The 14,551-nt window shown below is 61.0% G+C and carries 14 protein-coding genes; 3 read left to right on the forward strand and 11 right to left on the reverse strand.

The annotated features are described in order from the left end of the window. Window positions 1-12 precede the first annotated feature (12 nt). Window positions 13-1,431, forward strand: coding sequence for a ribosome biogenesis GTPase Der (der, locus tag EV130_RS24750; RefSeq protein ID WP_074061914.1), 1,419 nt, complete (start codon window positions 13-15; stop codon window positions 1,429-1,431). 107 nt (window positions 1,432-1,538) lie between these two features. Here the strand turns inward: der and EV130_RS24755 are convergent, their stop codons facing one another. Continuing rightward, window positions 1,539-1,976 (reverse strand): hypothetical protein, encoded by a 438-nt coding sequence (locus tag EV130_RS24755; protein ID WP_074061913.1) that lies wholly within the window; start codon window positions 1,974-1,976, stop codon window positions 1,539-1,541. A gap of 479 nt (window positions 1,977-2,455) precedes the next feature. Further along, a complete protein-coding gene (locus EV130_RS24760) occupies window positions 2,456-2,896 on the reverse strand; it encodes a MarR family winged helix-turn-helix transcriptional regulator (RefSeq protein ID WP_074061912.1) in 441 nt (146 codons plus the stop codon). Window positions 2,897-3,058: 162 nt separating this feature from the next. On the opposite strand from EV130_RS24760, the gene EV130_RS24765 reads away from it, so the two are divergent. Further along, window positions 3,059-4,072 (forward strand): alpha/beta hydrolase, encoded by a 1,014-nt coding sequence (locus tag EV130_RS24765; protein WP_074061911.1) that lies wholly within the window; start codon window positions 3,059-3,061, stop codon window positions 4,070-4,072. 4 nt (window positions 4,073-4,076) lie between these two features. On the opposite strand, the gene EV130_RS24770 is transcribed toward EV130_RS24765, so the two are convergent. The 9 genes from EV130_RS24770 to EV130_RS24810 form a co-directional block, all read right to left on the reverse strand. After that, window positions 4,077-5,255: a glycosyltransferase family 4 protein gene (locus EV130_RS24770; RefSeq protein WP_074061910.1), complete on the reverse strand. Its 1,179-nt coding sequence runs from the start codon at window positions 5,253-5,255 to the stop codon at window positions 4,077-4,079. A gap of 137 nt (window positions 5,256-5,392) precedes the next feature. Further along, window positions 5,393-6,304 carry a sugar kinase gene (locus tag EV130_RS24775; RefSeq protein ID WP_074061909.1) on the reverse strand — a complete coding sequence of 304 codons (912 nt, stop codon included), beginning with the start codon at window positions 6,302-6,304 and terminating at the stop codon, window positions 5,393-5,395. 33 nt (window positions 6,305-6,337) lie between these two features. Next, window positions 6,338-6,556 (reverse strand): hypothetical protein, encoded by a 219-nt coding sequence (locus EV130_RS24780; protein ID WP_074061908.1) that lies wholly within the window; start codon window positions 6,554-6,556, stop codon window positions 6,338-6,340. Between the two features lie 130 nt (window positions 6,557-6,686). Then, a complete protein-coding gene (locus EV130_RS24785; protein WP_132553166.1) occupies window positions 6,687-7,022 on the reverse strand; it encodes a hypothetical protein in 336 nt (111 codons plus the stop codon). A gap of 141 nt (window positions 7,023-7,163) precedes the next feature. Continuing rightward, window positions 7,164-8,147 (reverse strand): ABC transporter ATP-binding protein, encoded by a 984-nt coding sequence (locus tag EV130_RS24790; protein ID WP_132661842.1) that lies wholly within the window; start codon window positions 8,145-8,147, stop codon window positions 7,164-7,166. Continuing rightward, window positions 8,140-9,132 carry an ABC transporter ATP-binding protein gene (locus tag EV130_RS24795; protein WP_074061905.1) on the reverse strand — a complete coding sequence of 331 codons (993 nt, stop codon included), beginning with the start codon at window positions 9,130-9,132 and terminating at the stop codon, window positions 8,140-8,142. The genes EV130_RS24790 and EV130_RS24795 overlap by 8 nt, the downstream gene beginning before the upstream one ends. Window positions 9,133-9,134: 2 nt before the next feature. After that, the gene (locus EV130_RS24800) at window positions 9,135-10,052 is read right to left on the reverse strand and encodes an ABC transporter permease subunit (protein WP_074061904.1); all 918 of its coding nucleotides are present in this window, start codon (window positions 10,050-10,052) and stop codon (window positions 9,135-9,137) included. Then, window positions 10,049-10,972, reverse strand: a complete 924-nt coding sequence (locus tag EV130_RS24805; RefSeq protein WP_022714146.1) for an ABC transporter permease subunit — start codon at window positions 10,970-10,972, stop codon at window positions 10,049-10,051. The genes EV130_RS24800 and EV130_RS24805 overlap by 4 nt, the downstream gene beginning before the upstream one ends. Window positions 10,973-11,017: 45 nt before the next feature. Further along, a complete protein-coding gene (locus tag EV130_RS24810) occupies window positions 11,018-12,598 on the reverse strand; it encodes a peptide ABC transporter substrate-binding protein (RefSeq protein ID WP_132553164.1) in 1,581 nt (526 codons plus the stop codon). Window positions 12,599-12,868: 270 nt separating this feature from the next. Between EV130_RS24810 and bglA the strand changes: the two genes are divergently transcribed. After that, window positions 12,869-14,545, forward strand: a complete 1,677-nt coding sequence (gene bglA / locus EV130_RS24815) for a beta-galactosidase BglA (RefSeq protein ID WP_132661844.1) — start codon at window positions 12,869-12,871, stop codon at window positions 14,543-14,545. Window positions 14,546-14,551: the final 6 nt, after the last annotated feature.

Genomic DNA, 14,551 nt, shown 5'->3' on the forward strand with positions numbered 1-14,551 from the left:
TAAGGATCCCCAATGAGCTTTACGGTCGCGATCGTCGGTCGCCCGAATGTCGGCAAGTCGACGCTTTTCAACCGGCTGGTTGGGAAGAAGCTGGCGCTCGTCGACGATACGCCGGGCGTTACCCGTGACCGCCGGCCGGGCGATGCGCGGCTCATCGACCTCAAGTTCACGATCGTCGATACCGCCGGCCTCGAAGAGGCAGATGCCGAAAGCTTGCTGGGCCGCATGCGCGCCCAGACGGAAGCGGCAATCGACGAGGCCGACCTGTCGCTGTTCGTCGTCGATGCCAAGACCGGTCTGACGCCGGTCGATACTGCCTTGGCCGAAATGCTGCGCCGCCGCGGCAAGCCGGTGGTCCTTGTTGCCAACAAGGCCGAAGCGAAAGGCTCCGACAGCGGTTTCTACGACGCCTACACGCTCGGCCTCGGCGAACCGACGCCGATCTCGGCTGAACACGGGCAGGGCATGCTCGACCTGCGCGACGCAATCGTTGCCGCGCTCGGCAAGGAGCGCGCCTATCCACCGAAGGAAGACGTCGCCGTTACCGACGTGGACGTTGCGCGGTCCGAAGTGGAGGGCGAAGAGGATGAAGAGCCGACCTACGACGACACCAAGCCGCTACGCGTTGCAATCGTCGGGCGGCCGAATGCCGGAAAGTCGACCCTTATCAACCGCTTCCTCGGCGAAGACCGGCTGCTGACCGGGCCGGAAGCTGGCATCACGCGCGATTCCATCTCTGTCGAGTGGGACTGGCGCGGCCGCACGATCAAGATGTTCGACACCGCCGGCATGCGCCGCAAGGCGAGGGTGACCGAAAAGCTGGAGAAGCTTTCGGTCGCCGATGCGTTGCGCGCCATCCGTTTTGCCGAACTTGTTGTCGTCGTCTTCGACGCGACCATCCCCTTCGAGAAACAGGATCTGCACATCGTCGATCTGGTGCTGCGTGAAGGCCGTGCGGCCGTTCTAGCCTTCAACAAGTGGGACATGATCGAGGACCCGCAGGCAGTTCTCGCCGACCTGCGCGAAAAGACCGATCGCCTGTTGCCGCAGGCACGCGGCATCCGCGCCGTTCCGATTTCCGGCCAGACCGGCCGCGGGCTCGACAAGCTCATGCAGTCGATCATCGATACAGACAAGGTGTGGAACAAGCGCATTTCGACGGCGCGGCTCAACCGCTGGCTGGAGCAGCAGCAGGTGCAGCATCCGCCGCCGGCCGTTTCCGGCCGCCGCATCAAGCTGAAATACATGACACAGGTGAAGGCCCGCCCGCCGGCCTTCATGATATCCTGCACGCGTTCCGACGCGCTGCCCGAATCCTATACGCGCTATCTCATCAATGGGTTGCGCGAGGATTTCGACATGCCGAGCGTGCCCATACGTATCCATTACCGCTCGCCGGACAATCCGTACGAGTCGAAGAAGAAGCGGTAGCCGTTTCTCGCAACTGTTTCAGCAAATGCGCCGCCGAACGGCGCGCGCAAAGGCTGGAGCTGCCGTTGGGGCCGCTCCAGCAATGACCCTACGAAACCTTGGCGCTCCTAGTCGAGGAACGCCGCGCGCAGCCGATGCAGCATGCCGCGCTTTCCTTCAGCGTAGAAAGAGCGAATTTGCCGGGCAGCGGTTGCCGCGTTTACCGTAGCGCCGAAGTGGCAGTAGCAGATGACCTTGTGCAACTCCCTGTCGGTCAACTCGAAAAACCGCTTTGCTTCGCCATAGGTGTCGTTTTCCATCCCGGCTGCACGCAGCACAGGATCCTTGAACGCGACGGAGATGGGCGAATTGTCGGCGCGCATGATATCGCGCCCTGCTTCCGGCTGATATTCTGTCTGGTGCAGTGTCGAGAGATGCCGGTTCGGGAACTGCTCGAGGATCTCTGCCCAGCGCTGCAGGCGCTCGCTGCGCGACATTGGCCGGCGTGGCTGATCCGGGTTGACGTTTGCGACGGTCCGCAGTTGGTCAAGTGCTTGATGTTTCATTTTAGCCTCCGATTCAGACGATGGCTGCTCCGCCCCCTTACGCTTTTGCCCTGAAATAAGATTGACTCCTGCGGGCGCGGAAGTCCAATCACGATGCTCATCGAAACGGCTTTTTGCGTCATCGGCAGCGTTTTTGGCAGGTCAAATTTGCTGGGCAGGCGACCATGATCCGCCAATTGGCGAAGTCATGGTTTTTTGCATGGCAAACCAATGCCGGGACGAACAAAGGCGAAAGCAGTCCATGGCACTACCGACACGAACCGCACCTTTGATAACCCTTGGCTCCTGTCATTGCGGCGCTGCCTGCTGGGAGGTTCGAGCCGGTGCCACGATTTGCGATTGCACCGTTGACCGCCGCCATGGCGTTGCGCTTTCTCGCTGATGCCTGGTTCGCAGAAAGCCCGTCGAGTTAATGTCATGGCCGTCTTAAGCCGGAAGGCGAAGGGGTTGGCTGCCACTCAACAGCTGACACTCGCTTCTCAGGCCACCACACTCCTGTTCAGTGCCTCGCGCAGCGCCACGATCTCGGCCTTAAGACGCGCGAGGCCGGCAGCGTCCCGGCCGGTAGCGCTGGCGATGCAGTCGGGCACAGCGGCGGCCCTTTCTTGCAGTGCGATGCCTTCTGCGCTCAGTTTGATGACGACGACGCGTTCGTCTTGCTTACTGCGCTCACGGCGGACATAGCCGGCGGCTTCGAGACGCTTCAGCAAAGGGGTGAGTGTGCTCGATTCCAGGAAGAGCTTCTCGCCCAGGCCGCCGACGGTCTGGCCGTCTTCCTGCCAGAGCGAGACCATCACCAGATACTGCGGATAGGTGAGGCCGAGGGCGTCGAGCAGCGGCTTGTAGACGCGGTTCATCGCGTGGCTTGCCGTATACATGGCAAAGCAGATGAAATTGTCGAGTTTTGGTTGTTCCTGCATGCTCTCTCTCCGAAAACAAACACATCAAACTAAATCGCACGATAAATAATAGCAAGCGATTTTAACGCATGGCAGCTATGAGCCGATTTTGATTGCGCAATAAACAATCGTGCGCGATGTTGTCGCCGTTTGCAGCACACAGCAACCTCAAAGGACAAGACAATGTCGACCATCAAGACCGCACTTTCCGCAGCAACGATCCTGGCCGCCTCCGCCCTTGGCGCAGCTGCCGATCCGGTGCTCGAACCGGCCACGCAGAAATTCATCGACGCGCTTGCCGGCAGCAAGCCGATCTACACCTTCTCTCCGGCTGAGGCCCGCGATATTCTCGCCGGCGCGCAAAAGGGCGAGGTGAAGAAGCTCGCAATCCATGAAGAAAACAAGACGATCAAGGTCGGCCCGACTGGCAGCATCAGGCTGCGGATTGTCCGCCCTGAACATGCCAGGGCTGCGCTGCCGGTCGTCATGTATTTCCACGGTGGCGGCTGGGTGCTGGGCGATGCCGATACGCATGACCGCCTCGTGCGCGAGATTGCCAATGGCGCGAATGCCGCGGTCGTTTTCGTCGATTACGAGCGTTCGCCTGAGGCGCGCTATCCGATCGCCATCGAGCAGGCCTATGCCGCAACGAAATATGTCGTCGAGCATGCCAAGGAGTTCAAGGTCGATGCGAGCCGCCTCGCCGTTGCCGGTGACAGTGTCGGCGGCAACATGACAGCGGCCGTCACCCTGCTTGCCAAGGAGCGCGGCGGCCCGGCCATCGATCAGCAGGTACTGTTCTATCCGGTCACCGACGCTAACTTTGAGACCGGCTCATACAATCAATTTGAGAACGGCCCGTGGCTCACGAAGGAGGCGATGAAGTGGTTCTGGAACGCTTATCTGCCGGATGTAGCCAAGCGCAAGGAGCCGACGGCAACGCCGCTCAACGCTTCGCTGGAACAGCTGAACGGCCTGCCGCCGGCGCTCGTCATCACCGATGAAAACGACGTGCTGCGCGACGAAGGCGAGGCCTATGGCCGCAAGCTGTCGCAGGCCGGCGTGAAGGTCACCTCGGTCCGCTACAACGGCACGATCCACGACTTCGTGCTGTTGAACGCCATCAGCGAAACTCCGGCCGTTCGCAGCGCCATCACGCTTGCCAACGACACGCTGCGCAGCGCCCTGCAGGAGTAAAAGATCAGGTTCCGGATTTCATCGGGCCGGCGGCGTCGCCGGCCTTTCTGTTTTTGGGCAAGGTCCTGGCATATTGCCAGGCCTTCTTCCATTTCGGCGTAATGACGCCGTTGGCGGCGCGGATGTTGTTGATGAACTGCTGCGTTGCCGCTTCCCAGGAATATTGAAGGGCCAGATCCCGTGCCTTCTCGCGCGAGGCCGACAATGCGCGGAGGCAGGCTGCCTGCAGGTCTTCGTCCAGTGCGCCGACTTCGCCATCCTCGCCGACGATGTCGAGCGGTCCGGTGACGGGGTAGGCGGCAACGGGAACGCCGCATGCGAGCGCTTCCAGGATCGTGTTGCCGAAGGTATCGGTCAGCGACGGGAAGACGAAGACATCGGCCTGTGCATAGATCCCGGCAAGCTCCTCGCCGAATTTCAGGCCGGTGAAGAGCACGTCCGGATAGCGCTTTTCCAGCTCGCCTCGGGCAGGGCCGTCGCCGACCACGACTTTGGAGCCGGGCAGGTCGAGATCGAGGAAGGCGGGCAGGTTTTTTTCCAATGCCACCCGTCCGACCGTCATGTAGACGGGGCGCTGCAGGCCGAAGGGTTTTTCTTCCAGTTCCATCGGGCGGAACTGCGCCGCGTCGATGCCGCGGCTCCAGGGCATCAGGTTGCGGATGCCTTTTTCCGACAGCTCACGGGCAAGGCTCGGCGTTGCCACCATGCAGCCGGCGCCGGAATTGTGGAACCACTTCACGAAGGCGTAGAGCCAGCCCTTCGGCACCGGCAGGCGGGCCGAGACATATTCCGGGAAGCGCGTGTGGTAGCTGGTGGAAAACGGCATGCGGTTCCTCAGGCACCAGCGCCGCGCCGTCAGCCCGAGCGGGCCCTCGGTGGCGATATGGACATAGGACGGCGCGTGCTTTTCGATCTCGCGGGCGACCCGGTGGTAGTTGGCGATCGAAAGGCGAATTTCCGGATAGGTCGGGCAGGGGAAGCTACCGAAACGCTCGGGCGTCACCATGGATACTTCGACGCCCAGTCTGGCGAGTTCGCGGTTGGTATTCTCGATCGAGCGGACAACTCCGTTCACCTGCGGATGCCAGGCGTCGGTGACGATCACCAGCCTCTCCGGCAAGCTTCCAGGCGCGGTATCGGCCCGGTTCTCGCCGCGACAGTTATTCGAACGGTGTTGCAGCATTGTCCCGTTTTCCATCCACGCCGCGCCGTATCGAACGGCAGCGGCACAACCCCCGAGCGGGCGCAGGGGAGGTGATTCCCGCGTGCCCATTCTGAGGCTTCTCTGTGATGGATTTATTACAGGCTGCTGATCGAGGCTCAGAGCCCGAGCTTATCCCTTGCCACGAGTGCCCCGTGCTCGCTGACGACGCGCGCGGCAACCTTCACTGCGAAACAGGCGCTGGCGACGGCATCCTTCGTCTCGAGATACTTGGCGAGGAACGCGCCGTTGAAGCTGTCGCCGGCGCTCGTGGTATCAACGACCTCGTCGACGTTTTCGGCCGGCACGAAGTTCTGCTGGCCGGCGAAGTTCAGCGTCGCTCCGTCGGCGCCGTTCTTGATCAGCACGTTCGGTGCGCCGAGGGCACGGTAGCGATGGATGGTGGCGTCGATGGAGTCGTCGCCGAAATGCAAGGCCTCGTCGTCGAAACTCGGCATGACGAGAGAAGAGGAGCGGGCGCCTTCGCTGATCGTCGTATGCATGACGTCATAGCTCGCCCACAGGCGCGGGCGGATATTCGGGTCGAAGACGACGAATTTACCCGCGGCCTTGGCGCGGCGGGTTTCGGCAAGCAGCGTGTCGGCGTCTTCGCGCGGCAGAATGGCGAGCGTGATACCTGAAAAATAGATGACGTCCGAGCCTTCGATCGCTTCGCGCAATAGATCGGGATCGGCCGCAAGCTGTCTGGCGGCGGAGTTGTCGCGCCAGTAGCTGAAGGAGCGTTCGCCGTTCCTGAGGTTGATCATGTATAGGCCGGGAGCTTTGCCCTTGATGCGCCTGATGAGCTTGGTGCCGATGCCGGCTTCCTCGAAGAAGGCGATCATCTCGTCCGACATGGCGTCGTCGCCAAGCGCGGTGAAATAATCGACGCTCCAGGCGGGCTGCATGCAGGCGCGAGCGTACCAGGCGGTGTTCAGCGTATCGCCGGCAAAGCCCTTTCTCAGCAGGCCGCCGCCTGCCTGCGAAAGCTCCACCATGCATTCACCGATCGATAAGAACCGTCCGTTCAAAACTGCCTCCCGAAAAATCTCCGCGTCTGCTGATTACGCAAAGAGGCGTTTGGAGGCAAGCGCTGGCAATGCCGCTTTGTGGCTGTTTGGCGGGCGGCAGCTGTCGGAAAGCCAGCCGTGCTCCGTTCGGAGGCGCGTCTGAAGACTGACGGCGGAGTGCTGCTCGTGGATGGTGTAGCTCGCAGGTTGGCAGAGATCGCGCGTGTCCTTGGTCGCATCGAGGTCGGAAGCTTCGTCGAGTTCGAAGCGCATGTCGCATTTGCAGTCATCGCAGCCCCCGGCGATGATGATGCTGATCGTTTCGCCCGGCTTCGGGACCTGCTCGCCGACGACGTGAAGAGCCCGCCGGCAGGGCGGGCTCCACTCGCAGGTCGTTCGTTTGCTATCCGATCTCCGGGCAGCCGCGGCGGTTGGCGAAGACGATGCGGTCCGGCCCGTAACGGGTCCAGCCTTGCACCGTGACGCTACGCCTGGTCACACGCACGACCTCAGGTCGGCGCAGGCCGGAATCGCGAGCGGCCATTTGTGCCTCACGCGGGCTGCAACCCCGGCGGTAGTCGTCTCGATAAGGATCGTAGCGATCGCGATCGTAGATACGCACGCCGTCCGGTCCGATGCGGAACTGGACGTCCTGAGCCTGAGCAAAGGACGCGGGTGCGACAGCGCCTCCAAATGTCAGCGCCAATACAAGGCCGGCATTGGATATCAGCTTGAGCATTTTTCTCCTCCTTGGAGCCCTGCGGTGACCCCGCATGCTTTTGTCAGGGGAGAACTGCCCCGGAGCGCAAATTGTTCCGCCCCGGGGCAGGCGCTGGGCAACGCGCGTGTTGCGCGCGAGCTGACCCAGAGCGGACGCGAATTACCGGTCCATGTGGTAACAGGCTGCCGCTTGACCCGGGCGGACATGCTCGGTCGGCGGCATTTCCGTCCGGCAGATATCCGTCGCCTTCCAGCAGCGGGGCGAAAAGACGCAGCCCTTCGGCGGGAACAGTGGCGATGGCGGGTCGCCCTGAAGGCGGATGCGTGTACGCTGGCGGGCAAGCTTCGGATCGGGGATTGGGGCGGCCGAAAACAGTGCCTGCGTGTAAGGATGTGCAGGATGTTCGAACACCGTCTGACAATCGCCGGCTTCCACCACCTTGCCGAGATAGAGCACCAACACGTCGTCCGAGATCAGCCGCACGACGGACAGGTCATGGCTGATGAAGATCAGCGTCAGGCCGAACTCTTTACGGAGCTTGCGCAGGAGCGTGATGACCTGCCCCTGGATCGAAACGTCGAGGGCCGATACCGGCTCGTCGCAGATGATCAGCTTCGGCCTGGTCACGACCGCGCGGGCAATGCCGATGCGCTGTGCCTGGCCGCCGGAAAACTCATGCGGGTAGCGGTTGATCATTTCCGGCACGAGGCCGACTGCACCCATGATCTCGCGCACACGTTCGAGGCGCTGCGCTCTGGAGAGTTTCGGTTCGAAGACGGTCAGCGGCTCGGCGATGATGTCGCCGACCGTCATGCGCGGATCGAGCGATGCGATCGGATCCTGGAAGATGATCTGCATGTCGCGGCGCGCAGCCCGCATCTCTTCGTCCGACAGGTCCAGCAGATTGCGGCCCTGCCAGAGGATGCGGCCCTTCTGCGAGCGTAGCAGCCGCAGGATGGAGCGGCCGAGCGTCGACTTCCCGCAGCCGGATTCACCGACGATGCCCAGGGTGCGGCCCTCCTTCAAGTCGAAGCTGACATTGTTGACAGCCGTCAGCATCACCGGCGGCTTGAAGAAGCCTTTGGAGGGCAGTTCGAACTGGGTCGTCAGGTTCTCGACCCTCAACAGCGATCGTTCAGCCATGATTGAGAAGCTCCTCGATACGCGGGAAGGGATGGAAGCAGGCTGCGCAATGGTGCGGTGCCAGCGTTGCGAGCGGCGGCGGACGATCGATGCAATCGTCTTCTACCTTCGGACAGCGCGGCGAGAAGTTGCAGCCCTTCGGCAGGTGCTGCAGGTTGGGCGGCCGACCGGGAATGACGACGAGCTGGTCGACGTCCTGGTCGGGGCGCGGGATCGCCGCGTGCAGCGCCGCCGTATAGGGATGCGCCGGATTTTCAAAGAGCTGATCGACCGGCGCTTCCTCGACGATGCGGCCGGCATACATGACCGCGACGCGATCGGCGAGGCCGGCAACGACGCCAAGATCGTGGGTGATCATCGCGAGCGCCGTGTTCATCTCGGCCGTCAGATCGTTGAAGAGATCGAGGATCTGCGCCTGGATGGTGACATCGAGCGCGGTGGTTGGCTCGTCGGCAATCAGGAGCTTCGGCTTGGTGAGCAGTGCCATGGCAATGACGATACGCTGGCGCATGCCGCCCGACAGCTCGTGCGGATAGAGGTTGAAGCGGCGCGTGGGGTCGGGGATGCCGACCCGTTTCAGCATGTCGAGCGCTTCGGCAGAGGCTGCGCGCGCAGTAAAACCGCGATGAACCTCAAGCTGTTCCGTCAGTTGGCGCGAAATCTTGAGAGATGGATTCAAGGCGGTCATGGGATCCTGGAAGACCATGGCCATGTCCTTGCCGCGCACCTGATCGAGTTCACCTGGCTTCAGCGACAGCACATCCCTGCCTTCGAGCAGCGCCTGGCCGCTGGTCTTGCCGTTCTTGGCGAGCAACCCCATGATGCCGAGGAAGGTCTGGCTTTTGCCTGAGCCGGACTCCCCGACGATCGCGATGCGTTCGCCGGGCTTGATCGTCAGGTTCATGTTGGAGACGGCCTTCACCTGGCCGTCCGGCGTTTCGAAGGTGATCGAGTAGTCTTTGAGTTCGAGAAGGTTGTCGGTCATCTTTAGCGATCCTTCGGGTCGAACGCGTCGCGCAGACCGTCGCCGATGAAGAGCAGGCTGAGCAGCAGGGCGACGAGGAAGCTCGCCGGAAAGACCAGCAGCCAGGGCATGCTCTCCATTGCATCGGTACCTTCGGCAATCAGCGTGCCGAGCGAGGTCAGAGGCTCCTGAACGCCGAAGCCGAGATAGGACAGGAAACTTTCCGTGGCGATAATTTCCGGAACGGTGAGTGCCGCAAAGATGACCACCGGGCCGACGAGGTTCGGAATGACGTGCTTGAGGATGATCTTGAAGGGCCTCTGTCCCGAGGCGCGTGCAGCCTCGATGAACTCGCGCTGCTTGATCGACAGCGTCTGGCCGCGCACGATGCGGGCCATTGTCAGCCACTCCAGCGCCCCGATCGCGGCAAAAAGCAGATAGACGTTACGGCCGAAGATCACCATCAGCAGGATGACGAACAGGATGTAGGGCAGGGCATACATGATATCGACGAAACGCATCATGACCGAATCCAGCCTGCCGCCGATATAGCCGGAGACTGCGCCGTAGAGCACGCCGATGACGACGGAGACGACGGTTGCCGTCAGCGCGACGGCAAGCGAGACACGGGTGCCGTAAAGCACGCGGGCGAGAAGGTCGCGGCCATTCGGATCGGTGCCGAAGTAATGGCCGCTTGCAAAGTCCGGAGGTGTGCGGAAGGCGGCCCAGTCCGGATCTTCATAGTTGAAGGGAATGAAATAAGGGCCGAGGAAGGCGAGGAGGACGAGCAGCGCCAGCACGGCGATGGAAATCACGCTTGCCTTGTTGCGGGCCAGGCGTCGAAGCGCATCCTTGGTGAGCGATCGGCCTTCGGGCGCCAGGCCTTCGGCCTGCAGCAACTCGGCAGCGAGCAGCTCGCGTTTTGCGGGGTTGAGGATCATCGGTTTCTCACTTTCGGATCGAGCCACGCATAGGCGATGTCGACGAGAAGGTTGAGGAAGACGATCAGCACCATGTAGAAGATGACCGTTCCGAGAACCATGCCGTAGTCGCGGTTCAGCGCTGCAGTGATGAAATAGCGGCCGATGCCGGGCAGTCCGAAGACGCTCTCGACAACAAGCGAGCCGGTGAGAAGATAGCTTGCCGCCGGTCCGAGATAGGAGACCACGGGCATCATGGCAGGTTTCAGTGCGTGGCGCATGACCGTCAGGCGTGGGCCGATGCCCTTTGCCTTGGCTGTCCGGATGAAGTTCTGGTTCATGACCTCGATCATCGAGCCGCGGGTGATGCGCGATATGCGGCCGGCATGCGGCAGCGCCAGAACCACGATCGGCATGACGAGGAACTTGAAGGAGCCGTCACCCCAGCCGCCGACTGGAAGCCATCCGAGACGGATGCCGAAAACGAGCTGCAGGATCGGGGCGATCAGGAAGTTGGGAAGCACGACGCCGATCAGAATGAGTGCGCCCAGGATATAGTCGGGCGTCTTGTTCTGGTAAAGCGCCCCAAGACAGCCTACGGTGACCCCGACAAGGATGGCGAGCAGGAAGGCGGCGGTACCGATGGTGAAGGTATAGGGCAGGCCGATCATGATCTGCTGCCCGACAGTGAAATCTTCGCTGGCGAAGGACGGGCCAAGATCACCTTTCAGCAGGTCGCCGACATAGATCATGTACTGCTGGATCAGCGGCTTATCCAGATTGTAGTGGGCGGCAAGGTTCTTCATGATGACCGGCGGCAATGGCCTTTCGCCATCGAAGGGGCCGCCGGGGGCAAGGCGCAAAACGAAAAAGCAGGCTGTGACGGCGATCCAGAGAACGGGGATCGTCGACAGCAATCGACGGAGTGCATATTTGATCATGATCGTGGGCCGGCCCTTCCCGCAGTGCGGGAAGGGCCGTTTTCCTTACTCTTTCATCGACAGCCAGCGCGTACGGTGGATGTCCTGCACATTGTCGACGAAGCCCTCGATCTTTGGCGAGACGACGTTCTTCGAGACGTAGTAGTAGATCGGCAAGGCGGCGGAATCGTCGAGCGCCAGTTGCTCGGCCTTCTTGAAGATTTCGGAGCGCTTGGCCAGATCCGTCTGCGCGTTGCCTTCCTTGATCAGCTTGTCGTATTCGGGGTTAGACCAGCGGCCATAGTTCATCTGAACGCCAGTAACGAGCAGGTTCAGGAAGTTGTCCGGATCGTTGTAATCGGCAAGCCAGCCGGCACGGCCGATTTCCACTTCGCCACTTTTCAGCTGATCATAATGCACCTTGGTCTCGGCATTGACGAGTTCGATATTCACGCCGAGCGGCTTCCACATGGCGGCAATCGCCACGGCGATGCGCTTGTGGTTGTCGTTGGTGTTGTACTTGAGCTGTGCCGTTAGTGGACGATCAGGGCCGAAACCTGCTTCCGTGAGCAGTTTCTTCGCTTCGACGACCTTCTCGCTGTAGGGCAAGTCTTTCCACGAGACATAGGCCGGCTCGCCGTAGTTGGCCGTACCCGGCGGCACCCAGGAATAAGCGGGCAATTCGCCCGTTCCGAGAATCTGCGGGCCGATGACTTCGCGATTGATTGCCATGGAAAGAGCCTGGCGGACGCGCTTGTCGCTGAACGGCGGCTTGGTCGAGTTGATCACGTAATAATAGAGGCCCGAGAACGGAGCCACGTGGGCCTGGCCGGGCAGGTTCTTCTTCATCCATTCGTACTGATCGGTCGGGAAGTCGGTAAGGATGTCGAATTCGCCGGCGCGGTAGCGCTTCAGCGCCGCTTCCTGGTCTTCAAGCACGAAGAACTTCGCACCGTCTATCTTCAGATCTTTGACACCATAGTATTGGTCATTCTTGACCGTCGTAACGTGCGAGCCAGGCACCCACTCGACGGGCTTGTAGGGGCCGTTGGTGACGATGGTTCCGATCTTGACCCAGTCTGCGCCCTTGGCTTCGACGACATGTTTGGGCAGCGGGTATGCGGTGTAGTGAGTCAAGGCGCCGATGAAATACGGTGTCGGGGCTTCAAGCGTGATCTCGAGCGTCTTATCGTCGATTGCCTTGACGCCGAGCTGGTTGAAATCGGTGATCTCGCCCTTGTTGATCTTTTCGGCATTCTTGATGGTGAACTGCAGATAGGCGTAGTCGGCTGCATTCTTAGGATCCATGAGGCGCTGGAAGGCGAAGACGAAGTCTTCGGCCGTTACCGGCTGGCCGTCGGACCACTTGATGCCGTCGCGCAGCTTGAAGGTGTAGACTTTGCCGTCATCCGAAACGGTCCAGCTTTGGGCCTGGCCCGGAATAGGGTTGAGCTTGGCATCTTCAGCCACGAGTCCTTCGAAGATGTCGCCGGCAATGCGATTCTCCCAGTCGCCGGAGAGCTTTTGCGGATCGAGAGATGCCGGATCGCCGCCATTGTGGATATTGAGCGTGGCCGCTTGGGCCGAGAAAGCCAGCAATGTGCCGAGCATTGCTGAGGCTAGAAATTTTTTCGTTGTATGGGTCATATTGGGCCACCTTTCCAGGCTTTTTTGCCTATTATTAGTCGTTTGTTCCCGGTCTTTGACCTGTTACGTGCAAGTCAATGCGCACCTTATCGCAAAGGTTTGGCGTTGCAACCCCCAATGAAGGAGGGTTGCTCAAGGTGTGGACAAGCCCGGATACGCCGTTTTCCTTGCTGTGTGCGTCTCGTTCAAAAGAGGTCATCGGTCGCAGTTGTTTTTTGTTTTCCGGGCTTTAGTCTGTGCGCATTTCGAATGGCGCGGAGAATCCGGCAAATGGCGATGCAGGCAGCGGAGTGGTGGCGGGGGGCGGTCATCTATCAGGTTTATCCACGGTCGTTCCAGGATACGAACAGTGACGGTCTCGGCGACCTCAAGGGCATTACCCGCCGCCTCCCGCATATCGCCAATCTCGGCGTCGATGCGATCTGGCTCTCGCCCTTCTTCAAATCGCCGATGGCTGACATGGGCTACGACGTCTCGGACTACTGCGACGTGGATCCCATCTTCGGGACGCTCGACGATTTCGACGAGATGATGGCTGTCGCCCATTCGCTGGGGTTAAAAGTCGTCATCGACCAGGTGATCTCGCATACGTCCGACCAGCATCCGTGGTTTGTCGAAAGCCGATCGAGCCGCACGAATCCCAAGGCGGACTGGTATGTCTGGGCCGACCCGAAGCGCGACGGCACGGCGCCGAACAACTGGCTTTCGATCTTCGGTGGCCCGGGCTGGGAATGGGATGGCGTGCGGCGCCAATATTACCAGCACAATTTCCTGACCTCGCAGCCGGACCTCAACTTCCACAACAGGGAAGTCCAGGATGCGGTGTTGAAGACCGTGAAGTTCTGGCTCGACCGCGGCGTCGACGGCTTCCGGCTCGACACGGTCAACTATTACTTCTGCGACAAGCTGCTTCGCGACAATCCGCCCCATGAGCCGGATACGAGCGATGGCGGTCTCGATGCGCCCGACAGCAACCCCTACGGCATGCAGAACCATCTCCACGACAAGACGCAGCCGGAAAATCTCGAATTCCTGAAACGCTTCCGCACGCTGCTCAATCAATATGAAGCGCGAGCGACGGTCGGCGAGGTCGGCGACGGCGCGCGGTCGCTGAAGACTGTCGCGGCCTATACGAGCGGCGGCGACAAGCTGCACATGTGCTACACCTTCGATCTGCTCGGACCGGATTTCACCGCCGCGCATATCCGCAACTGCGTCGATACCTTTCAAAAGACCGTTGTCGACGGCTGGGTGTGCTGGGCCTTCTCCAACCATGACGTCAAGCGCCATGTGAGCCGTTTCGCAAAAGCCGAGGAGGAGCGGCCGATGATCGCCAAGCTGGCAATCTCCGTGCTGGCGGCGCTGCGAGGCTCTATTTGCCTTTATCAGGGCGAAGAACTGGGACTTGCCGAAGCAGACCTTGCCTTCGAGGATCTGCGCGATCCTTACGGCATCCGCTTCTGGCCCGCCTTCAAGGGCCGCGACGGATGCCGCACGCCGATGCCCTGGGAGGCCGGCAAGGCGCATGCAGGCTTTACCTCGGCAGAAAAAAGCTGGCTGCCGGTTCCCTACGAGCAGGCAGCCCTTTCCGTCGATACCCAGGAAGACGAAGCAGACTCGGTACTCACGCATTATCGCCGAACGCTGGAATTCCGGAAGCGGCATCCAGCCTTGCTTGACGGCGATATGGAATTCATCGGTACAAATCAGGATCTCCTGGCGTTCACGCGTGAGAAGAATGGAGAGAAGCTGCTCTTCGTCTTCAACCTGACCCGCAAGCCGGCCGAGTTCAGGTTGCCCGTGGGAATGGTGCTTGGCGAGCGCGTCGATATGCCGGGCGCTGGCGGGTTGGCCGGCAGGGAAGCGATGCATCTTGAAGCGCTAAGCGCGCTTTGCAGTCGGGTTGTCGCCGGTGCTCACACGGACCGGTTCAACAGCATGTCGTAATCGGCG

Origin of the sequence: Rhizobium azibense (assembly GCF_004342325.1) — a bacterium.
In the GTDB taxonomy this organism is placed as follows: domain Bacteria; phylum Pseudomonadota; class Alphaproteobacteria; order Rhizobiales; family Rhizobiaceae; genus Rhizobium; species Rhizobium etli_B.